General features: G+C 68.2%; 20 protein-coding genes. 15 read left to right on the top strand and 5 right to left on the bottom strand.

Features of this window, described 5'->3' with window-relative positions; translation table 11 throughout:
- Positions 1-14: 14 nt before the first annotated feature.
- The 10 genes from murD to OCL97_RS03110 all read left to right on the top strand — a co-directional run bounded on the left by murD (position 15) and on the right by OCL97_RS03110 (position 11952).
- Positions 15-1430: a UDP-N-acetylmuramoyl-L-alanine--D-glutamate ligase gene (gene murD / locus OCL97_RS03065; RefSeq protein ID WP_377367496.1), complete on the top strand. Its 1416-nt coding sequence runs from the start codon at positions 15-17 to the stop codon at positions 1428-1430.
- On the top strand, positions 1427-2605 hold the full coding sequence (gene ftsW / locus OCL97_RS03070; RefSeq protein WP_304777840.1) for a putative lipid II flippase FtsW: 1179 nt from the start codon (positions 1427-1429) through the stop codon (positions 2603-2605). Before murD ends, ftsW begins: the two co-directional genes overlap by 4 nt.
- 9 nt (positions 2606-2614) lie before the next feature.
- The gene (gene murG, locus OCL97_RS03075) at positions 2615-3712 is read left to right on the top strand and encodes an undecaprenyldiphospho-muramoylpentapeptide beta-N-acetylglucosaminyltransferase (RefSeq protein WP_377367499.1); all 1098 of its coding nucleotides are present in this window, start codon (positions 2615-2617) and stop codon (positions 3710-3712) included.
- A gap of 4 nt (positions 3713-3716) precedes the next feature.
- Positions 3717-5132 carry a UDP-N-acetylmuramate--L-alanine ligase gene (gene murC / locus OCL97_RS03080; RefSeq protein ID WP_377367501.1) on the top strand — a complete coding sequence of 472 codons (1416 nt, stop codon included), beginning with the start codon at positions 3717-3719 and terminating at the stop codon, positions 5130-5132.
- Positions 5129-6034: a UDP-N-acetylmuramate dehydrogenase gene (gene murB, locus OCL97_RS03085; RefSeq protein ID WP_377367502.1), complete on the top strand. Its 906-nt coding sequence runs from the start codon at positions 5129-5131 to the stop codon at positions 6032-6034. The genes murC and murB overlap by 4 nt, the downstream gene beginning before the upstream one ends.
- Positions 6004-6582, top strand: a complete 579-nt coding sequence (locus tag OCL97_RS03090) for a histidine phosphatase family protein (RefSeq protein WP_377367504.1) — start codon at positions 6004-6006, stop codon at positions 6580-6582. The genes murB and OCL97_RS03090 overlap by 31 nt, the downstream gene beginning before the upstream one ends.
- Positions 6583-6858: 276 nt before the next feature.
- Complete coding sequence (locus OCL97_RS03095) at positions 6859-7821, top strand: phytanoyl-CoA dioxygenase family protein (RefSeq protein WP_377367506.1); 963 nt, start codon at positions 6859-6861, stop codon at positions 7819-7821.
- Positions 7818-8777 (top strand): aldo/keto reductase, encoded by a 960-nt coding sequence (locus OCL97_RS03100; RefSeq protein WP_377367508.1) that lies wholly within the window; start codon positions 7818-7820, stop codon positions 8775-8777. Before OCL97_RS03095 ends, OCL97_RS03100 begins: the two co-directional genes overlap by 4 nt.
- Positions 8774-9562 (top strand): alpha/beta fold hydrolase, encoded by a 789-nt coding sequence (locus tag OCL97_RS03105; protein ID WP_377367510.1) that lies wholly within the window; start codon positions 8774-8776, stop codon positions 9560-9562. Before OCL97_RS03100 ends, OCL97_RS03105 begins: the two co-directional genes overlap by 4 nt.
- 302 nt (positions 9563-9864) lie before the next feature.
- The gene (locus OCL97_RS03110; protein ID WP_377367512.1) at positions 9865-11952 is read left to right on the top strand and encodes a protoglobin domain-containing protein; all 2088 of its coding nucleotides are present in this window, start codon (positions 9865-9867) and stop codon (positions 11950-11952) included.
- A 140-nt stretch (positions 11953-12092) separates the two neighbouring features.
- Here the strand turns inward: OCL97_RS03110 and OCL97_RS03115 are convergent, their stop codons facing one another.
- Entirely contained in the window at positions 12093-12941 is an 849-nt protein-coding gene (locus OCL97_RS03115) for a universal stress protein (RefSeq protein WP_377367514.1), read from the bottom strand.
- Between the two features lie 176 nt (positions 12942-13117).
- On the opposite strand from OCL97_RS03115, the gene nhaR reads away from it, so the two are divergent.
- Together nhaR and OCL97_RS03125 are read left to right on the top strand one after the other, a co-directional pair.
- Positions 13118-14011, top strand: coding sequence for a transcriptional activator NhaR (gene nhaR, locus OCL97_RS03120; protein ID WP_377367516.1), 894 nt, complete (start codon positions 13118-13120; stop codon positions 14009-14011).
- A gap of 91 nt (positions 14012-14102) precedes the next feature.
- Entirely contained in the window at positions 14103-14876 is a 774-nt protein-coding gene (locus OCL97_RS03125; protein WP_305338316.1) for an SDR family NAD(P)-dependent oxidoreductase, read from the top strand.
- A gap of 248 nt (positions 14877-15124) precedes the next feature.
- On the opposite strand, the gene mhpA is transcribed toward OCL97_RS03125, so the two are convergent.
- The 3 genes from mhpA to OCL97_RS03140 are packed head-to-tail and all read right to left on the bottom strand — an operon-like array spanning position 15125 to position 18399.
- The gene (gene mhpA / locus OCL97_RS03130; protein WP_377367518.1) at positions 15125-16615 is read right to left on the bottom strand and encodes a bifunctional 3-(3-hydroxy-phenyl)propionate/3-hydroxycinnamic acid hydroxylase MhpA; all 1491 of its coding nucleotides are present in this window, start codon (positions 16613-16615) and stop codon (positions 15125-15127) included.
- Between the two features lie 3 nt (positions 16616-16618).
- Complete coding sequence (locus OCL97_RS03135) at positions 16619-17455, bottom strand: fumarylacetoacetate hydrolase family protein (RefSeq protein WP_377367520.1); 837 nt, start codon at positions 17453-17455, stop codon at positions 16619-16621.
- Positions 17452-18399: a VOC family protein gene (locus OCL97_RS03140; RefSeq protein WP_304780227.1), complete on the bottom strand. Its 948-nt coding sequence runs from the start codon at positions 18397-18399 to the stop codon at positions 17452-17454. The genes OCL97_RS03135 and OCL97_RS03140 overlap by 4 nt, the downstream gene beginning before the upstream one ends.
- Positions 18400-18486: 87 nt before the next feature.
- On the opposite strand from OCL97_RS03140, the gene OCL97_RS03145 reads away from it, so the two are divergent.
- The 3 genes from OCL97_RS03145 to OCL97_RS03155 all read left to right on the top strand — a co-directional run bounded on the left by OCL97_RS03145 (position 18487) and on the right by OCL97_RS03155 (position 20892).
- Entirely contained in the window at positions 18487-19122 is a 636-nt protein-coding gene (locus tag OCL97_RS03145) for a TetR/AcrR family transcriptional regulator (RefSeq protein ID WP_377367523.1), read from the top strand.
- Positions 19123-19669: 547 nt separating this feature from the next.
- Positions 19670-20086, top strand: coding sequence for a hypothetical protein (locus OCL97_RS03150; protein WP_377367525.1), 417 nt, complete (start codon positions 19670-19672; stop codon positions 20084-20086).
- Between the two features lie 101 nt (positions 20087-20187).
- A complete protein-coding gene (locus tag OCL97_RS03155) occupies positions 20188-20892 on the top strand; it encodes a hypothetical protein (protein WP_377367527.1) in 705 nt (234 codons plus the stop codon).
- Positions 20893-20932: 40 nt separating this feature from the next.
- Here OCL97_RS03155 and OCL97_RS03160 read toward each other — a convergent pair whose 3' ends face one another.
- Complete coding sequence (locus OCL97_RS03160; protein ID WP_377367529.1) at positions 20933-21598, bottom strand: Fic family protein; 666 nt, start codon at positions 21596-21598, stop codon at positions 20933-20935.
- Between the last annotated feature and the right edge of the window lie 321 nt (positions 21599-21919).

Here is a 21919-nt window from a genome sequence, read left to right on the forward strand (position 1 = left end):
GGCTTGAACAGGTCATGATCCCGGTCCGCGGCTTCGAAGGCAGGACGGTCGCCGTGTTCGGCCTGGCCCGTACGGGTCTGGCCGCCGCGCGCGCGCTCGTGGCCGGCGGCGCCCAGGTGGCGCTGTGGGACGAGCGTCCCGAGGGCCGCGCCGCCGCCCAGGCGCAGGGCCTGCCGCTCCTCGACCTGACCACCGCCGACTGGACGCAGTTCGCCGCCCTGATGCTGTCGCCCGGCGTGCCCCTGACCCACCCCGAGCCGCACTGGACCGTCACCAAGGCCAAGGAATTCGGCGTCGAGATCGTCGGCGACATGGAGCTGTTCGCCCGCGCCGTGAACGCCGCGCCCGAGCACAAGCGTCCGAAGATCGTCGCCATCACCGGCACCAACGGCAAGTCCACCACCACCGCCCTGATTGGCCACATCTGCGCCTCGGCCGGCCGCGACACGCGGGTGGGCGGCAATATCGGGGTGGGCGTCCTGGACCTCGAGGACATGCACGGCGGGGCCGTCTACGTCCTGGAGATGAGCTCCTACCAGCTCGACCTGACCACCAGCCTGAAGCCCGACGTCGCCATCCTGCTCAACGTCTCGCCAGACCACCTGGAGCGCCACGGCGGCATGGAGGGTTATGTCGCCGCCAAGCGCCGCATCCTGCTCAACCAGGGCAAGGGCGACACCGCCGTCATCGGCGTCGACGATCCCTGGGGCCAGCGGATCTGCACCGAGATCACCGCCGCCAACCGCCGCACCATCGTGCCGATCTCGGCGTCCAAGGCCATGGGCCGAGGCGTCTACGCCCTGCAGGGCCTGCTCTACGACGCCACCGGCGAGCGCGCCGTCGAGGTGGCCGATCTGCTGCGGGCCCGCTCCCTGCCGGGCCGCCACAACTGGCAGAACGCGGCGGCCGCCTATTCCGCGGCCCGCGGCCTGGGGATTTCCGCCGAGGACGCCGCCGAGGGCCTGATGAGCTTCCCCGGCCTGGCGCACCGCATGGAGACCGTGGGCCAGCTGGGCCGCGTGCGCTTCGTCAATGACAGCAAGGCCACCAACACCGACGCCGCCCGCCAGGCGATGTCGAGCTATCCCAAGTTCTACTGGATCGCCGGCGGCCAGCCCAAGACCGGCGGCATCGACGCCCTGGCCGACCTCTTCCCCAAGATCGAGAAGGCCTACCTGATCGGCGAGGCCTCCGAGGCCTTCGAGGAGACCCTGAAGGGCAAGGCCCAGACCCTGGCCTGCGGAACCATGGAGGTCGCCGTGGCCAAGGCCTATGCCGACGCCGCCGCCAAGGGCCAGGACGCCGTGGTGCTGCTGTCGCCGGCCTGCGCCTCCTTTGACCAATTCGCTGACTTCGAGGCCCGGGGCGAGGCGTTCCGCGCCGCCGTCCAGGGCCTGACCGCACCCGCGGCCAAGGGGGCCCGCGCATGACGGCCCCCACCCAACAGGCCCACGCCTTCGCCCGCAGCGACCGCACGCCGGTCGGCGTCTGGTGGTGGACCATCGACCGCTGGATGCTGGGCGCCGTCGGCGTCCTGATCATCCTGGGGGTGCTGATGTCCTTCGCCGCCAGCCCGTCGGCGGCGGCCCGGATGAATGTCGGCGACCCCTTTCACTTCGCCGTCCGCCAGTGCGTGTTCGCCGCGGCCGGCGCGGTGATCCTGGTCTCGACCTCGATGCTGGACACCAAGGGTGTGCGGCGGGCCGCCTTCTTCATCTACATCGCCGCCATCGCGATCATGATGATCCTCCCCTTCATCGGCCACAGCGCCAAGGGCGCCACCCGCTGGATGGAGTTCGCAGGCTTCACCCTGCAGCCGTCGGAATTCATGAAGCCGGCCCTGATCATCCTGGTCTCCTGGATGTTCGCCGAGGGCCAGAAGGGCCAAGGCGTGCCCGGCGTCACCATCGCCTTTGGTCTCTACCTGCTGTCGGTGGGCCTGCTGCTGATCCAGCCGGACGTGGGCCAGACCGTGCTGATCACCGTGGCCTTCGGCGCGGCCTTCTGGATGGCCGGCGTGCCGCTGTCCTGGGTGATGCTGCTGGGGGGGATCGCGCTCGCGGGCCTGTCCTCGACCTATTTCCTGTTCCCCCACGTGGCCAGCCGGGTGGACCGTTTCATCAGCCCCGACCGGGCCGACACCCACCAGGTGGACCGCGCGGCCGAGGCCATCGCCGCTGGCGGCTTCTTCGGACGCGGCCCGGGCGAAGGCGTCATGAAGCGCCACGTGCCTGACCTGCACACCGACTTCATCTATTCGGTGGCGGCCGAGGAGTACGGCCTGATCTTCTCGCTGATGCTGATCGCCCTGTTCGGCTTCATCGTGATCCGCGGGCTCTACAAGGCCATGAAACTGACCGACCCCTTCCAACAGGTCGCGGCCGCCGGTCTCTTCGTCCTGGTGGGCGAACAGGTGTTCATCAACATCGCGGTGAACCTCAACATGATCCCCACCAAGGGCATGACCCTACCGTTCATCTCCTATGGCGGCTCCTCCATGCTGGCCATCTGTCTGACCCTGGGCCTGGCCCTGGCCCTGACCCGGCGACGACCGGGGGCCTATTCCCAGAGCGAGGGCCTCGCCAAGTCCGCGGCGTTCGCCTAAAGCGCACCCATGCGCAAGATCGCCGTCGTCGCCGCCGGAGGCACCGGTGGGCACCTCTTCCCCGCCCAGGCGCTTTCCGAAGCCCTGATCGCCCGTGGCTGGCGCATCGTGCTGGCCAGCGACGAGCGCGTCGCCGCCTTCGCCGAGAGCTTCCCGGCCGAGGAGCGGATCGGGCTTTCGGCCCGCACCTACAAGCCCCGCGACCCGGTCGGCATGGCGCTGGCCGGCCTCTCGATCCTGCGCGGCGTCATGCAGGCGCGCGCCGCCTTCCGCCGCATCAGGCCCGACGTGGTGGTGGGTTTTGGCGGCTACCCCTCCGTGCCGGGCCTGCTGGCCGGGATCACGCTGAACCTGCCCACCGTGATGCACGAGCAGAACTCGGTCATGGGCCGGGCCAACCGGCGGCTGGTGAGCCACGTGAAGGCCGTCGCCTGCGCCTTCCCCATGCTGCAGAAGGCCCCGCCCAAGGTCGCCCAGAGCGCCGTGGTGGTGGGCAATCCGGTGCGCCCCGAGATCCGCGCCCTCTACGAGCTCGCCTATACGCCCCCCACTGAAGACGGCCGCATCCACCTGCTGATCACCGGCGGCAGCCAGGGCGCGCGCCTGCTGTCGGAGCTGATGCCGGAGGCCATCCGCAAACTGCCCGAAGCCCTGCGCGTGCGCCTGAAGGTGCAGCAGCAGACCCGCGCCGAGAACATGGAGCAGGCGCGCAAGGTCTATGCCGACGCCATGGTCGACGCCGAGATCGCGCCCTTCTTCCGCGACATGGCCGGTCGCCTGAAGGACGCCCATCTGGTGGTCGGCCGCGCCGGCGCCGGCACGGTCTGCGAGTTCGCGATCGCCGGCAAACCCGCCATCCTGGTGCCGCTGGCCATCGCGCTCGACGACGACCAGGGCCAGAACGCCCAGGTGATGGTGGACGCCCACGGCGCCCAGATGGCCCGAGAACACCAGTTGACCGTCGACTCCATGGCCAACGCCTTGGAAAAACTGCTGACCAATCCCGACCGCCTGGCCCGCATGGCGGCCGGCGCCCGCTCCATCGCCAAGCCCGACGCCGCCGAGCGTCTGGCCGACCTGGTCGAAAAGACCGCAGCCGGGAAGTGACCTGATGAACCGCCGTCCCGTCCCCTTCGCCGTCGGCCCCGTGCACTTCATCGGTATCGGCGGGATCGGCATGAGCGGCATCGCCGAGATCATGCTGCGCATCGGCTACAGCGTGCAGGGTTCCGACGCCAAGGCCAGCGCCAACACCGAGCGGCTGGAGAAGTTGGGGATCAAGGTCTTCATCGGCCAGGGCGGGGACAATATCGAGGGCGCGTCGGCCATCGTCTATTCCACCGCCATCAAGGCCGATAACCCCGAGATGCTGGCCGCCCGCGAACGCCGCCTGCCCCTGGTGCACCGCGGCGAGATGCTGGCCGAGCTGACCCGCCTTCGGTTCTCCGTGGCCGTCGGCGGCACGCACGGCAAGACCACCACCACCTCCCTGGTGGCCGCCCTGCTGGACGCCGGCGGCATGGACCCCACCGTGGTCAACGGCGGGATCATCAACGCCTACGGCACCAACGCCAAGGTGGGCGAGGGCGAGTGGATCGTGGTGGAGGCCGACGAGAGCGACGGCACCTTCCTGAAGCTGAAGTCCACCTGCGCCATCGTCACCAATATCGATCCCGAGCACCTGGACTATTACGGCGACTTCAACGCGGTGAAGAAGGCCTTCCAGGACTTCGTGGAGGCCGTGCCCTTCTACGGCTTCGCCGCCGTCTGCACCGATCACCCGGACGTCCAGGCCATGGCGGCCAAGGTGGTGAACCGCCGCCTGATCGCCTACGGGACCAATCCCCAGGCCGAGGTGCGCGCCGAGAAGATCAGCATGGGTCCCGACGGCTCGCGCTTCGACGCCGTCATCGCGCCCCGTGACGGCGAGCCCATGCGCTGGGAGGACCTGCACCTGCCGATGGCCGGCCACCACAATGTCATGAATGCGCTGGGCGCCCTGGCCATCGCCCGCGAGCTGGGGGTGTCAGAGGCCGACATCCGCCAGGGCCTGACCACCTTCGGCGGCGTGGGGCGCAGGTTCACGACCGTGGGCGAGGTCGGCGGCGTTCGCATCATCGACGACTACGGCCACCATCCGGTGGAGATCTCCGCGGTGCTGAAGGCCGCCCGGGCGGTGACCAACGGCCGGGTGATCGCGGTGGTGCAGCCGCACCGCTATTCGCGCCTGCACGATCTGTTTCCCGAGTTCTGCGGCTGCTTCAACGACGCCGACGTGGTGATCGTGTCCGATGTCTATACCGCCGGCGAGAGCCCCATCGCGGGCGCCGACCGCGACGGCCTGGTCCAGGGCCTGCGCCGCTTCGGCCATCGCCGCGCCGTGGCCCTGGAGAGCCCGGCGGCGCTCGCGCAACTGGTGTCGCAGGAGGCCAAGCCCGGCGACCTGGTGGTCTGCCTGGGCGCCGGCGACATCACCAGCTGGGCCTACGCCCTGCCGGCGCAACTTGAGGCGCTGGCGGCCACGTGAGCTGGCGCGACGAACTCCCCACGGTGCGCGGCAAGCTGCTGGCTGACGAGCCGCTCGCGCCCTTCACCTGGTTCCGGGTCGGCGGTCCGGCTGACGTCCTCTTCCTGCCGCAGGACGAGGATGACCTGGCCGACTTCCTGCGCGGCCTGGACCCCGCCGCGCCGGTGACCGTCCTGGGCGTCGGCTCCAACACCCTGGTGCGCGACGGCGGGGTCGAGGGCGTGGTGATCCGCCTGGCTGGCCGCGCCTTCGGCAAGATCGAACCGCGCGGCGACAATCGCATCTATGCCGGCGCGGCGGCCCTGGACGCCCTGGTGGCCCGCGAGGCGGGCAAGGCGGGCATCGCCGGCCTGGAGTTCTATCGCGGCGTGCCGGGCTCCATCGGCGGGGCGGTCATGATGAACGCCGGCTGCTACGGCGCCGAGACCAAGGACGTGCTCGTCGAGGCCTATGCGGTGACGCGGGCAGGCGAGCGGGTGACCCTTTCCAACGCCGAGATGGGCTTTTCCTACCGCAGGTCGGCCAAGGCCGCCCAAGGCGGGTTGATCTTCACCGGCGCGCTCTTTGCGGGGACGCCCGACGACCCCGCCGCCGTCGAGGCCCGCATGGCGCAGATCACCGCGCGCCGCGAGACCACCCAGCCGATCCGCGAGAAGACCGGCGGCTCCACCTTCAAGAACCCGCCAGGCCATTCCTCCTGGAAGCTGGTGGACGAGGCCGGCTGGCGCGGCAAGCCCTTCGGCGGGGCGATGTTCTCGCCCCTGCACGCCAACTTCCTGATCAATACCGGCGAGGCCACCGCCGCCGACCTCGAGGGCCTGGGCGAAGCCGTCCGCGCCGACGTGAAAGCCAAGACCGGGATCGAGCTGGAATGGGAAATCAAGCGCATCGGCCGGCCCTGATCCTGATCCGGCACGCCGCGCCGGCCCAGGACCCCAATGTGCCGCCGCCCCAGTGGTCGCTGTCGGAGGATGGCCGCGCCGCCGCCCGCGCCCTGGCCGCCAAGCTGAAGCATCTGCCGCCCGCCGCCGTCGTCTCCAGTCCTGAGATCAAGGCGCTGGAAACCGTGACCCTCCTGACCGAAGGCCTTGGGCTTCAGGTCGAGACCGATCCCGCCTTCGCCGAACTGCACCGGCCGAAATGGCCGTTCAGCGACACCGCGACCTTCGAGGCGCGCGTGGTCAGGCTGCTGGAAAACCCACACCTCAGCATCGAGGGCGCGGAGCCGGCGGGGGAGGCGGCCGCGCGGTTCTCGGAAGGCCTGTTCCGCCACGCCGCCCGGCCCCTGATGGTGGGGACGCACGGCACGATCCTGGCCGCCTATCTCGGTCTGCAAACCGGCCGCCACGACGCCGAGCTCTGGAAAAGTCTGCGTCTGCCCGAGGCCCTGGTGCTGGACGCCGAGAGCCGGCTGATCGAGCGGATCAGCCTCTATGTGGAATTACGGTGACAGTGCACTTAATTGAAATGCCAGTCCTTAGCTCCCGTCCGAATTGAATGCACTGTCACCGTAATCCGCACCGTAATCCGTAATTTCGGCCCCAAAACGAGAGTCAAAGTCCCCCTCAGGCGCTTCGCGCCAGCTCCCCCAGAGGGGGAGCATTTCGCAAACGCCAGGCTGATCCGATAAAACATACTATTGCCTAGTGTCCCGGCGCCCGCGATGATCGCGCCACAAGAGGATCGGCCCCGTCTCGGGCCGGCGGCCAGGGTGGAGATGCCTGCGATGAACAAGCCCCTGCAGGCTGACGCCTGGACCCATCGGGAGATGGACACCCCGGAGATCCTGGCGCTGCGGGCCTATCTGGAGGCCAATAACGGCATCAAGGGCCTCGACATCCTCGAGCCCGGCGACACCGAGCACGCGGTGAACCTGTTCCGCCGCGACGGCTTCGTGGTGATCGCCAATGTGCTGAGCAGCGAGCAGACCGACTTCCTGGCCAAGGGCTGCAACGAGGTGGCGCGGGAAATCCTCGCCCTCGATGGCGACCGGGCCGGCAACCGCGGCTCGCACCGCTATTCCTTCGGCGGCAGCAGCCTGACCCGCAGCCAGCTGCACCGGCCGGAGTGGCAGATGCTGCTGGATATCCCGGCCGTCACCGAGATCGTCACCGCCATCTTCGAGAGCCCGAACTATGTGCTGCGGGCCGCCAGCGGCGACTTCTGCCTGCCCGGCGCGGTGGAGTACCAGCCCCTCCACGCCGACGTGAACGACTGGCGCAGCGACGAGCGGACGCCGTTCAGCGCCTATCACGACCCCCGCGGCCAGATCTCAATTCGCGACCTGCCATGCCCCTATGTCTGCGTGAACTTCCTGCCGCAGGACGTCACCCGGCTGAACGGGCCGACGCGGCAGATACCCGGCACCCAGAACTCCCGCGTGCGCATTCCCCGCCTGGATGACGAGCCGGAATGGATGCGGCTGAGCACGGTCTGCCCGGCGCCGGCGGGCGGCATCATGATCCGCGACGTGCGCGCCTGGCACGGCGGCACCCCCAATGTGTCCGACAGCATGCGGGCCATCCCCAACCTGGAGTTCTACGCGCCCTGGTTCCGCGAGCCGATCGTCCCGGGGATCACCTACGAGGACTATCGCAAGCTGTCGGAACACGCCCAGCGCCTGGTCCGCCACTGCGTCGCCGACTCCAGCGAGACCCTGGTCACCGGCCCCACCCTGCGGGCCCCATGAAATATCGCCAGCTCGGCCGCTCGGCGCTGAAGGTCAGCGAACTCTGCCTCGGCACCATGAACTTCGGCCCGCGGACCTCCGAGACGGAGTCCTTCGCCGTCCTCGACGCCGCCGTCGAAGCCGGGATCAACTTCATCGACACCGCCAACCAGTACGGCGGTCGCCTGGGGGTCGGGACCACCGAGACGATCCTCGGCCGGTGGCTGGCCCAGGATCCGAGCCGGCGCGACCGGATCGTCCTGGCCACCAAGGTCCATGAGCCGATGTCCGACGACGTCAATGACCGGGGCCTGTCGGCGCGCCACATCCAGATGGCCTGCGACGCCAGCCTGAAGCGCCTGCAGGTCGATCACATCGACCTCTACCAGATGCATCACATCGACCGCCTCGCGCCGGCCGAGGAGATCTGGCAGGCGATGGACCGGCTGGTCGCCCAGGGCAAGATCACCTATGTCGGCTCCAGCAACTTCCCCGGCTGGAAGATCGCCCAGCTCAATGAGCGCGCCCGGGACCGCCTGGGCCTGGTGTCGGAACAGAGCCTCTACAACCTGATCGAACGCCGCGCCGAGATGGAGGTGATCCCGGCGTGCCAGGCTTACGGCCTCGGCGTGATCGCCTGGAGCCCGCTGGCTGGCGGATTGCTTGCCGGGAACGCTTCGGCCAATGCCGGCCGCCGCCAGACCGATGACATGAAGCGCGCCGCTACGACCCGGGCCGATCAACTCTCCCGGTTCGCCGATCTCTGCGCGGAGCTGGGGCGTTCGCAGAGCGCGGTGGCCCTGGCCTGGCTGCTGCATCAGCCGGGTCTGACCGCGACGATCATCGGGCCTGGCAGCCTTGAGCAGCTCACCACGATCCTGCACGCGCCCGACATCGAGCTCGGCGCCGACCTGCTGGCGAAGATCGACGCCATCTTCCCGCCCGTCGGCCCGGCGCCCGAGGCCTACGCCTGGTGAGCGCCTGGGCGTCCGGGCGGGTCGAGGTCTCCGGCGGCCATCTGGCCTATCACCGCACGGGCGGGGAGGGGCCGGCCCTGGTCCTGTCCCACGGCCTGACGGACAACGGCCTGTGCTGGCGAAGGTTGGCGCAGGCCCTGGCGCCCGAGTTCGACATCATCATGCTGGACGCTCGGGGCCACGGCCAAAGTTCGCGGGCGGGCGACCATGACCCGGCGCAGGACATCGCCGAGGCGATCGAACAGCTCGGCCTGGTCCGGCCCATCGTCATGGGCCATTCAGTGGGCGCCCGGGCCACGGCGGCCTATGCCAACGCCCATCCTGGCCGGGTGTCGAAGGTCGTGCTGGAAGACCCGCCATTCCTGCCGCTCATCGACCGCGCCCAGGCAGACCGCCGGGCCGTACGGTTCCGGGAACAGGTGGAGACGTTCCAGGCCATGTCCCTGGCCGAGCTGATCGCCATGGGCAGGGCGCAGTCGCCCCTGTGGCACGACGACGACTTCCCGGCCTGGGCGGTGGCCAAGCACCAGACCGATCCGCAAGCCATGCCGGTCTACGCCACGCCCTGGCAGGAGATCCTGGGCCAGATCACGGCCCCGACCCTGCTGGTCCATGGCGACAGCGCCCACGGCGGCCTGGTCACACCGCAGATCGCCGGCGAAGCCCGCGCCCTCAATCCCAACATCACCGCGGTCCTGGTCCCGGGCGCGGGCCACAACACCCGCCGGGAGAACTTCCCGGACTATCTGGCGGCGGTCCGCGACTTTCTGGGCCCTGTGGGCTGACCTCGCGCCCCGCTTGAGCACAGCACGCGCCAAGCCCGGCGCAATACAGGCGACGCCCTTCAACTGCCGGGTTTCGCGCCGCCGATGTCGGGGTTCCGAACGGTTTTTCCCGCAAGGCCCCAGCGCCACCGCGCCGCAACCTCAGCGGGCCGAACCGCCGGGATGCCGCGTCGCGCTCGTGACCATGTGACGCGGAGTCGACATATGTCGGCGCAAGGCGGGTGCGGCTAAGGACCGGTTAACCTGCCTGGATCTTGGTTGAAGCGGGGGATGGCCACGGTGGAGGTCCAGGAGGAACGGCGATGAAATTGCACGACGATATGCGCCGGCGCCTCGACTTCATCAGGCTCGAGGCCCGCGACGTCACGGCCCTGCAAGAGCTTCGCCCGCTCATGCGAGGGGCCATTCCGGTCGCCCTGGACGCCCTCTACGAACAGATCCTCGCCTTTCCCGAGACCGCGCGGTTCTTTCCGGACACCGCCACCCTCTCCGGGGTCAAGACCCGCCAGCGGGCGCATTGGGAGCGCCTCTTCGAGGCCCAGTTCGACGACGGGTTCGCCGGCGCCTCGCAGCAGATCGGGCAGGCCCATGCCCGGATCGGCCTGAACCCCAGCTGGTACATCGGCGGCTACGCCACGATACTGCAGCATCTCGTCGCGGCCATCCTCCCTGAGGACGCGACGCGCCCGGCCGAGGCCATGCCCGCCCGGACGGCCATAGGGGCCCTGATCAAGTCGGTCCTGCTCGACATCGACCTCTCCGTCGCCGCCTACCTGGAGGCCAGCGAACAGGCTCGGACGCAGGCGGAGGCGGCGGCCTTCATCGAGGTCCAGGCCGCGCTCGAACGCACCCGACGCTCGGAGCAACGGCTGGAGCTCGCCCTGGAGATCGCCGATGTCCATGTCTACGAGATGGATTATGCGCGGCGTGAACTGATCAAGGCCGGGGCCGAAGACACCTTCTTCACCACGCCGAAGACCTACGACGAGCTCCAGCGGGACATCTATTCGGCCATCGATCCGCGAGATCGACCCCGTGTCGAAGAGGCGTGGCGCCGCCACATTGAGCACGGGGCGTCCTTCCACCCCGAATACCGGGTGGTCCGCGCCGACGACAGGGAGGTCTGGGTCTCCGCCGCCAACAAGCTGATCGCCGACCCCGATGGCCGCCCGCTGCGTCTGATCGGCGCCCTTCAGGACATCAGCGCCCGCAAGGCGTCGGAGCGGGCCCTGCTGCAGGCCAAGGAAGAGGCCGAGGCCGCCAACCTGGCCAAGTCGATCTTCCTGGCCACCATGAGCCACGAGATCCGAACCCCGCTCAACGGCATCCTCGGCATGGGGCAGGTGCTGGCCAAGGAGGATCTGACCGAGCGCCAGCATGGGCAGGTGAAGGTCATCCTGCAGTCGGGCGAGCTGCTGCTGAGCCTGCTCAATGATCTGCTGGACATCTCCAAGATCGAGGCCGGAAAGCTGACCATCGAGGAGGGCGAGGTCGACCTCGCCGAGATCACCCGCGCCGTCGTCGCCAACCTCCAGGCGATGGCCGCGGGGAAAGACGTCGCCGTGACCCTGGAGATCGCGCCGGAGGCCGAGGGGCTCTTCAAGGGCGACCCGACGCGTGTGCGCCAGATCGTCACCAACCTGGCCTCCAACGCCCTGAAGTTCACGTCCCACGGGCTGGTCGCCTTGGTGCTGTCAATCGGCGACGGTCAATTGCGCTTGGCCGTGCGGGACACCGGGATCGGGATCGCGGCCAGCAAGATCGGCGACCTGTTCCAGAAGTTCACCCAGGCCGACCCCTCGATCACCCGGCGGTTCGGGGGCACGGGCCTGGGCCTGGCGATCTCCCGGGAACTCGCCCGCCTGATGGGCGGGGATGTCGTCATCGAGAGCGAGGAAGGCGTCGGTTCGACCTTCACCGTCAGCCTGCCCCTGGCCCGGTCGGAGGCCCAGCGACCGGCCCCCGCGGCGGCGGCCGAGGCCGAATTCGACGATCCCGGCGCCCTTCGCATTCTTGTCGCCGAGGACAATCCCGTGAACCAGATCGTCATTCAGACGATGCTGCAGCAGGCGGGGCTCGATCCCGTGGTGGTCAACGACGGCCAGGAAGCCGTCGAGGCCTGGCGGACGGCGAATTGGGACCTGATCCTCATGGACGCCCAGATGCCGGTCATGGACGGGCTGACCGCGACCCGCGTCATTCGCCAGGAAGAGGCCGGGCGCGGCGCCCCACGGACCCCCATCCTCGCCCTGACCGCCAATGTGATGGCCGATCATCTGGCCGCCTACAGAGCGGCCGGCATGGATGGCCTGGTCGGCAAGCCCATCGACGCGGCCAAGCTGTTCCTCGCCATGGAGGCGGCGCTGGACGAGGCGCAGGTCGCCGGCTAGCAAGCGGACGGCAGGTGGGGACACCTGACGCGGGGCCAGGTCGCCCAATCCACGCGCCGCTGGGCCCGAGGCGTGTGTCCGTGAAGAACGACACCGGAAACGCGGTGTCTCGCAGGAATGTATGCGAGTCTCGCGGGCGCTCAGTGTGACAGGAACACGGGCAGGGGCGGGTCGCCGACGATGGCCTTTGTCGCGCCGCCGAGGACGAAATCGCGCATGCGGGAGTGCCCGTAGGCGCCCATGACCAGCAGATCGATCGCGCGCGCGTCCAGGTAGGCCTCGAGAGTCTGACCGATCGTGCGCCCGGCGGCGTCTTCCTCGTCAAGCGCGACCTCGACGCCGTGACAGGCGAGGTGCTTGGCGAGCTCGGCGGCGGAGCGCTGGGTGTCGATCTTCTTCTCCTTCGTGATCGTCACCACCCTCACGGTCTTGGCGGCCTGCAGGATCGGCAGCGCATCGGCCACCGCGCGGGCCGCGGGCCGGCTGAAATCCCAGGCCACCGCGACGACATCGAGGGGCGTGGAACTGCGGCGCTTGGGCGCTTCCGGGAAGATGATCACCGGTCGCCCCGAGCCGAAGATCACGCTCTCGGCGACATACTGCTGGACCGTCGCCTGCTCGCCGATCGGGATCATCGTCAGATCGTGCATCCGGGCGTGTTCCGTCAGGATGGCCCCCATCTGCGACGTCGGGCAGGTCTCGATGAACTGCTCGTGCGCCACACCACGCTTCATGGCGATGCTCTCGAACATGCTGACCAGGGTCTGGGCGTTCGCCGCACTCTTCTGGCGCTCGGCCGCGATCATCGACGGGATTTCCAGCAGCGTGTTCGCCAGCATGTTGCTGGTGGTCGGAAGCTCTATCTTGAAGGTCAGGGCCGAGATGCGCGCGCCCAGCGCCGCGGCAAGGTCCATCGCCTGCTCGATCGCCGCCACCGAGGTCGGTGTGGGATAGCTGCACAGTTGCAGCTGGACATCCCGGATCGCCATTCGCCTGTCTCCTCGATCGGTCTTCGGTTTCGCATGCGCCCCATCGGTTCCTGGTCTGCGATATCCGCCGACACGATCCTGGGTGCGCGGCGGATAATGCGCTTGATTGATGATCCAAAAAATCAGCTAATTAACGGCGCTTTGATCGAAAAAAGCTGCGGATGGGAGGGCTGGTCTTGTTGAACTACAAGCAGCTGCACTACTTCTTGAGGGTCGCGAAGGCGGGCAGCATCGCGCGCGCCGCCGAGCAGTTGCGCCTCGCGCCCCAGACCATCAGCGCGCAGATCCGAACCCTGGAGGAAGCGCTCGGAACAGAGCTCTTCCGCCGCACCGGCCGGCGATTGGAACTGACCACGGCGGGGCGGCTGACCCTTTCCTACGCCGACGAGATTTTCCAGATCGGGAGAGAACTGGAAGAGGCCATTCGCAACCCCGCGGGCGGCGGCGACCTGCTGTTTCGGGTGGGGGTGGCCGATGTGGTTCCCAAGTCGATCGCCTATCGGCTGCTGGCGCCGGCTCTGGGCAGCGCAGATCGCGTGCGCCTGGTCTGCCGGGAGGACAAGCTGGAACCGCTGTTTGCGGAACTCGCGCTTCACAAGATCGACGTGGTGATCGCCGACCGGCCGCTGCCCTCGGAGTCGGGCGTGAAGGGTTACAACCATTCTCTCGGGCGCGCGCCCATCGCCTTCTATGCCGTGCCCGTGCTGGCGGCGCGCTATCGGGAGGGCTTTCCGCGATCCCTGGACGGCGCGCCCATGCTGATCCCAAGCGACAGCGCCACGATCCGAGGGGCGCTCACGCGCTGGTTCACCGAGCATCAGATCGAGCCGAGCATCGTCGGTGAGTTCGACGACCCCGCGCTGATGAAGGCGTTCGGCAAGGGGGGCGCCGGCGTGTTCCCCGCCCCGGCGATCCTGGCCGACGAGATGCTGGAGCAGTACGGGGCGGAGATGATTGGCCGCGCTGACAACGTCTCGGCGGTCTATTACGCCATCTCGATTGAGCGCAAACTGATCCACCCTGGCGTTGCGGCGATCAGCAAGGCTGCGAATGCTGGATATCACTCGTGATGGGTTCGGCGCGCAGGCTGCCCCAGGTCACGATCCGCCGCGCGACACCGAACCTCACGACACCGAACCCCGCGATAAGGAACCCCGCGACATGAATCTCGGACTGGACGGCAAGGTCATCTTCATCGCCGGCGGCAGCCGCGGCATCGGGCTCGGCATCGTCGAGGCCTGCCTGGCCGACGGCGCCCGGCTGGTGATCACCGCGCGCGGCGCCGACGAGCTGGAGGCCACCCGCGCCCGACTGGCCGCGATCCACGGCCAGGACCGCCTGCTGGCCATCAGCGGCGACATGCGCGACACCGCGGTCATCGAGGCCGCCGTGGCCCGCGCCGAGGACGCGTTCGGCCCGATCTTCGGCGCCGTGGCCAATGTCGGCCTGCACCCCTGTCCCCCCGGCATCGAGGTGGACGACGAGACCTGGGACGCTGGGTTGCGCCAGAACCTGGACTCCGCCTGGCGCCTCTCGCGGGCGGCCCTGCGGCGGATGACGCCGCGCGGCGAGGGGTCGGTGCTGCTGATCAGCTCCATCGCCGGCCTCGGCGCCCTGGGCACCCCTCTGACCTACGGGACCTCCAAGGCGGCCATGAACCACCTGACCAAGGAGCTGGCCCGCATCGCCGGCGCCAGCGGCGTGCGGGTCAACGCCATCGCGCCCGGCAACATCATCTTCCCCGGCGGTGACTGGGAGAACCGCGCCAACGGCCCCCGCGCCGCGGCCTGGAAACGCTGGATCGACCGCGAGGTGCCCCTGCAGCGCTTCGGCACGCCCGCCGAGATCGGCGCCGTCGCCGCCTTCCTGATGAGCCCGCTGGCCAGCTTCGTCACCGGCGCCGTGGTCCCCGTGGACGGCGGCCAGACGCGCTAGGGGCGGGGAGACGCCGCCTGTGGCGCCTCGTGAACACCCCTGCGCCTGAGCACGGTCTTCACCTTGGCGCGTCCGGGGACGGTGCTCCTGTCCTCGAGGTCCGCAGGCCAAGGCGGACGGTAGGAATGTCGCCAAGGGATGGAGAGCGGTCAGAAGCCACGCGCCCGAAAGCAGATGTTCCCCTATGCCCCCGACGTGCGGTCGCAGACCACCACCGCCGAATTATACCCGATTGATACGGGCTCCGATTAGTCCTGTGCTTTTGCCCATGCTTTCAGGAGAGTGTCGGCTGAGCCGGCTCCGAAGACATAGCGGTCCGAGCGAACGAGGATGGCCTCGCCTACGCCGCGGCGGTCGAACCAACCAACAAGATCGGCGGCGAAGGGGGCCAGAGCCGTGTCGGTCAGGGCCACGCACCTGACCGACACCCCCGGTTCGGCCGCCACAGAATTGCGTGTGATGAGCCAAGGGCCAGCTCCAAGCACGTCATCCAGCCGCTCCGGTGACGCGTCGCCGGACCAGGGTTGCGGGAAAAGTTCACCGGCCGCAGCGCTGCCAGCCATAACGCAACCGACTGCGATTGGCGGATAGCTGACGGCGCCGCCTGGCCCCCGCCCAGTCGCCCGCTGCGCCAACATGGTGCGGTCGCGCTCGGCGGCGGCGATGGGATCGGTGATGCAGACCGTGCGCCCCATAACCAGCGCCAGGTCGATTATGGCGCGCACATGCGGCTCGCGCTCGGGCTGGTAGGTGTCCAGGAGCGCCTCGCCCGCCTCCCCACGCAGGACGGCGGCGAGTTTCCAGGCCAGGTTCGCAGCGTCGCGCACACCGGAGCACAGGCCCTGACCGGCGAACGGCGGCATCTGGTGGGCGGCGTCACCGGCCAGCAGCACACTGCCCGCCCGCCAGCGATCGGCCACCAGGGCATGAAAACGATACACCGCCTTACGCTCCAAGCTGATGGCGCCATCGACGTTCCAGGGCGCCAGAAGAGCCTCAATGAAGTTGTCATCAAGCACCTGTTCGACGGTCTCGCCCGGCTTCAGCATGAACTCCCAGCGATGGCGGCCTTGGCCCATCAGGACGCACGTTGTGGGCCGCTCCGGGTCGCAGATTTGCAGGTTGATTTCGGGCAGCCGCTGGGCGTCATGCACCAGGGCGTCGATCACCAGCCAGGGTTCGTCGAACTTGAGGTCGAGGAACTTCGCGCCGCTGGCTCCGCGAACGGTGCTTGAGGCGCCATCGCATCCGACCAAGTAGCGCGCCGAGAGGCGACGCGGACCTTCCGGCGTGGAAAACTCCGCGGTGACGCCGTTTTCGGAGGCTGCGTAGCCCTCAAAGGTCCACTCCGTTTTCAGCTTAGCGTTGGCGGCGTCTGCAAGGCGTCGACGGAGGGCGGCTTCGATTGAGGGCTGATGGATCATGTTGGACGCTGGCCAGCCGGACGGAGTGCGCGCCGTGTCCATTTCGAAGCGCATCAGTACTTCGCCGGCGGCCGTGAGAAAATCGTATCGGTTGGCGGCGCGCGACGTGGCCATGATCTCCTCGGCTACGCCCAGCGATTGGAAGATACGGACGATCTCGTGATCGATGTGGGCGGCGCGGGGCAGTGGATAGATCTCGGCCGCCTTGTCGGCGACGATCACAGAGACGCTCTCCCGCGCCAGAAGCAGCGCCAAAGTCACGCCCACGGGTCCGGCGCCAACGATGAGCACGTCGCAGTCATGGGACTTCGCCATGGCTCAGGCCTCGGGCTCAAAGCGGTTTTCGATGTGGCCCAGTCCCTCGATCTCGCAGCGTACGACGTCGCCGGGCTTGAGGAACCGACGCGGGGTCATGGCGGCGCCGATGCCGCCGGGCGTGCCCGTGAACACCAGGTCGCCGGGCTCAAGCGTCATCGCCTGCGACAGGTGGGCCACCTGGTCAAAGACGTCGAATACCAGGTGCCGAGTGTTGGAGGACTGCCGCTCCTCGCCGTTCACCAAGCACTTCAGCGCCAGGTTGTGAGGGTCGATTTCGTCGCTCGTGGTGATCCATGGCCCGATGGGGGCGTGGGTGTCGAAGGACTTGCCGAGTGACCATTGCGCCGTGCGGTGCTGCCACATTCGCTCGGTGACGTCGTTGCCGACACAGTAGCCGAAGATGCGCGCCGCGGCGTCGTCGCGGCCGATATGCTTGCCGCCTTTGCCAATGACGGCGACAAGCTCCGCCTCGTAGTCGACGGTTTGCGAAATCCTGGGAATTTGCACTGGATCAAAGGGGCCATTGACCGAAGTGACAGCTTTGGTGAACCAGACTTGGTGCTGCGGCGTCTCCATCTTACTCTCAGCGATGTGGTCGGCGTAGTTCAGGCCGATCGCGAAGACCTTGCCAGGCCGCGGCACGGGTGGCAGCAGGCGTACGGATGCGAGGGGCGCCCCGTCCCCCGCGGCTTCGCGTCGCCGAAGTTCCGCCTGCACGTCATCCCACGCAGCAATCAGTTCGGCCATGCCGCCGGCCAGACCTGTTGGCGTGAGCCGCTCGGCGGTGACGATCCCCGTCCGCGGCCCCGACCCATCGTCGTAGAATGCGATCTTCATGACTGCCCTCCGACAGCACCGGCCACCATCGGGTGCGACGGCCCCCACTGGACGCCCAACAGATCTGCCATGGTCTTCTTGTGCGAGCCGTCCGCCACAGTGAACAAATCCCCATCTGTCCAGTGCTCCAGCTCGTGGCCCCAGGGGTCCTTCCAGTAGTCGAAGATCTGGCTGCCAAGGATGTGCCGGCCGACGCCCCAGGCCGCCTCGCGACCTGCCCTCCTTAGGTGAGCGTGACCGCGCATTAGGTCGTCCATGTCCGCGACCTCGAAGGCGGCGTGATTGAAGCTGGGTCCTCGGGGCGACTGCAACAGGAACAGGGTGTGGTGGTCGGTCGGCGTGTCGCCCTGGTCGCAGCGCAGGAAGGCGCCGATTGCCACACCCGGCGCCATCTCAATCTCGTCGCTGGTGATGAAGCCGAAGCGTGACTTGTACCAGGCCTCGACCTTCCGGAAGTCGGAAACTTCAAGCACGCAATGGCCAAGCCGGACCACCGTTGCCGGACCGGCGGCCAGGCGGACCGAAGCGCGCAGGCGCGGACGGCCCGAGGCCGCGGAGTTGCGCGGCGTCTCGGCCTCCAGCGGCAGCGGATCTAGAGGCGTTTGGCCAGCGACAACCTCAATGAGGCGACCATCGGGGTCAGTCAGGCGCACGACACGGCCGCCGCCCGGCGCATGGAGCGCCTCCACCTCAACATCCTCGGCCTTCGCGAGGACCTCCAGGTCCGAGATGCTTTCCGCCCTCAGGCCCAGAGCCGCGAAGCTCGGCGCTCCCTGCGCCGTGGCATGCACGAACGGCGAGCCGCCGGCGCCCCGCGCGTAGAGCACGCCATCGGGCGAAAGCGTCGGCTTCAGTCCGAATTCAACAAGAAAGGCCCGCATCTCTTCCAGATCGGGCGCGGTGAAGCGCACATGGGAAATATCAGAAACTCGAATGGTGCTCACCTGATGCCCCTCCTAACTTGACCATTTGGTCATATTTGAACTAGCATTCGATCAAGATCAACCCCGCATCGACTCCGAGCCCCTGCCATGATCGCCAAGACAGCCAGCCGCCAGGAGCCGCGCCGCCTGAGAACCCGGGCCGCGTTGCTGGAGGCGGGCGCCGAATTGCTGGCTCAACGGCCTATCGACGCCATCGCCGTGAACGACATTGTTGATGCAGCTGGCGTGGCGAAGGGCAGCTTTTTCAATCACTTCCAGGACAAGGACGCCTTCGCGGCTGAAATTTCCGCGGAGATCCGCGCGCACGTTGAGGCGCGGGTGACCGCCGTGAACGCGAATGTGACCGACCCGGCGGTGCGAATGGCGCGGGCGATGTGCGTGTTCGTTCAGTTCGCGCTCAGCGACGCGAAGCGAGCGCACATCATGTTGCGCGGGCGCGAATGGGCGGCGGACGGTGAGCACCCGATCAACGCCGGTTTGCGGGCCGACATCGACCAGGGCGTTGCGGCTGGACAGTTCGCCGGCCGGGCCAAGACGGCCGGCATTCTCTATGTAATCGGCCTTTGCCAGGTCCTGATGATGGCGGTGCTGAGCCGGCGAGAACTGGCTGAGTGTCAGCGATTGACCGCCGAATTGCTGGCGCTGACCTTCACTGGATTGGGGTTGGCGCACGCCGAGGCAATCATCGAAAACGCCATTGACGAGATTGTGGTCGGCGCGTGACGGATCGCGCCTTGATCGTGGAATGGACCGCTTCGAATGACCGGTTCGGATCGCGAGCGGTCCGTGCCTCCCGGGCGGAAAGCAGACCTTGAACTTCCGCGCCCGAGGCGGACTCAGCGAATGTCGCCAAGGGGCGGGAAGCGAAGTGAGGAGGGTGCGGCGTCTGAACCGGTGGGGGGTGATCCAGCCGAGACCCCTACTGCGAACGACGCTCGGCCGGCCTGGCTGAGTGGATCACCGTCATGGGCTAGAGCTTTGTCCAGATTGGGCGAATTTCGCCAAACCGGAGAAGATGCCTTTGGACTGACAGCACCCCTCCACGATCATGGGACGGTGAATGCCGGCGGCTCCCTGAGTGTCGAGCGCGCGCCTTGCTGATCAACACCACCCGTGCGCATGATGCCGCGACAACATTGTTCTTTGACTTCGCATTCGGGTCGGCTGCCCCTCGCATATGGGGCGCCGTCCCCTTCAACCATTGAACGGCCAAGGAGCCCTGACCACCATGCGCTATGGATTTGTAGCAGCGATCGCAGGGGCGATGCTCGTGGGTCTTCCCGCCGCGGCCACCGCCGCCCCCCTGATCATCGCCACCAATGTCGCGGCCAAGTGCAAGATCCTGCCGGACGGCACGGCGGCGACGGTGACGGTGACCCTGAACAACACCACCTACAACTTCTACGGCCAATCCCTGGTCTACCACTTCACGCCCAACACCACCGGCGTCGCCCAGCACATTCCGATGCCGGCGGGCAGTTCCAACCCCGTGACCCTCGCCGTCTCCCCCGGCGTCTACATCCTGCAGATCACCAATCAGATGGCGTCGGGAGGCAACACCTCCGTCAACTACAACGTCACCGTCCCCGCCGGCATGGTCAGTAGCCTGGGCGGACGCAAGATGTGCCTTGACCGCGAGGTGAAGGAGAGGCGGCGGATCGACCTAAAGGCGTCAGCGCCCCAATAGCCCTCGTCCAAGTGCAAGTCCGCGAACCCCGTCCGCCTGGAGGCTAATAGATGAAACCTAAGCCAGAAGACCCAGCCGCTGCCGTCGCCCCGCGTCCCGGCATGGATTTCGTCGGCCTGGCCGCCGCGCTTGCCTTCATCGCCGTCAGCCCCTCCGCCGCCGCCGTCACTGAAAAAAGCGCCGATCAGTTCCGCCAGGACGCCTTTTCAGCCGCGGCGAGCCCGGCCTCGTCGTCCATCGCGGCCGACGCCGGGAACGCCGGGAGCTTCCGCCTGGCCCAAAGCACCGAGTGCGCCAATCCGAGCGATTCCGATTGCAACGGCGAAGAAGACGACTCGAGCACCAACTCCGGCGAGGACAACCAGTTTGATGCCTTCCACTTCGAATACCTGCCGTCCGACCAAAATATACTAGAGCAATGGTACGACTTCCAAAATGAAGTCTATGTGGACAACATCCCGAACCATTGGGGCCCTCCTTACGCCAACGGGCTCAGGACTAGGATGTATGGACCCGGGGCCCCAAGCGCCGGGTGCCTGGGCCGCGGGGGCGCGATCATGTTCAGTGTCAAGGCGCGCGCGCTGGGCTGCTGGCGCCCGGCCAAGGCGGCGCCGGTTCGGGGCCTGAAAGTCCCCGCCCTCGGTCCGGCCGCCCAGCGCGTGCTGACCAACTGCAGGTTCAGCACCGGTAGCGTCACCTTACGCAAGGGCGCATTCGCCTGTATCGCCACGCCCCGGGCTGTGGTCCGCAAGGCGGCCAAGGGCGCGAAGGGGAGAGCTTCGCTGGGCTGGCCGTGGCTGGGGTGATGGAAGGCGGTTGGCGAGCTCCCGATGACCCCTGGCGGCGTCAGGGTGCCGCCGGCAGCCCCTCGGCGGCCCGGATTTGTCGCAACAGCAACTGGTCGTAGAAGCGCTTCAGGGACGTAAGGTCCGGCGCCACGTCAGCATCGCCCCGGACCGAGGTGTCCGCCGCCCCCAGCGGCCCGTTGCACTGCGCCGGGTCGGCCAGCATCTGGTCCAGCACGGTGCCTGTTTGGGGCAGAAGGGCGCCGAGCTTCAGGCACAGGCAGCCATAGGCGAAGGCGAAGGCCGTGCGCCCATTGCCGTCCCGGAAGGGGTGGATCCAGGTGATGCGCCACAGGGCGTAGGCCGCGACATCCAGGGCGTCGCCCTGCGTCCAGATCCGCTTCAGCTCGACGAAGAACGCCGCCATCAGCTCGGGGACCGCGTTCCAGGGCGGCGGCCGGAGCAGGGTTCCCCCCTCCTGCCGCAGCTTCACATTCGACTGGCGATAGGCGCCCGGCTGCTCCAGCAGGAACACCGTCGCGGCGCGGTGCAGGGCGCACAGCGCGCCCTCGTCAGGCATGGGGGGCAGGGTGTCGCCGTCGGCCTTGCGCCCCAGGGACGAGACGACGAGGGCGACCAGCAAGCTCCTCAGCCCCACCAGGTTCAGCGCCTCGATCCCGCGGGCCAGCTCGCCGTCCGCCAGTTCCCAGTTACTGACTCTACCCAACGGACTGCCGCGCCCTTCCCCGCCATCGCACCAGAGTCGAATGGTAGTGCAGTCCTGCCCCTTTGCAACGCAGCCACCCACGCTTGATGGGCCTCAGCCCGAATAGGCGAAGGGTGAGGTCGGTCGGGGACGGGGAGCCCAAGGTCCAAAATCCGCCGCGCGCCGGGGCCATCGACCGGTGCTAGGATGGCGCCAGGCACGGAGGTCGGCATGGGCGCGTCACGTCGTGGAGTCATCCTGGGGGCGGGCGCCCTGGCGGCGGCGACGCCGGGGGCGCAGGCCGCGACGGCGGGCGCAGGCCCTGACCCGGCCTGGTTCCAG

The sequence above is a fragment of the Phenylobacterium ferrooxidans genome, from assembly GCF_042714595.1.
In the GTDB taxonomy this organism is placed as follows: Bacteria; Pseudomonadota; Alphaproteobacteria; order Caulobacterales; family Caulobacteraceae; genus Phenylobacterium; species Phenylobacterium ferrooxidans.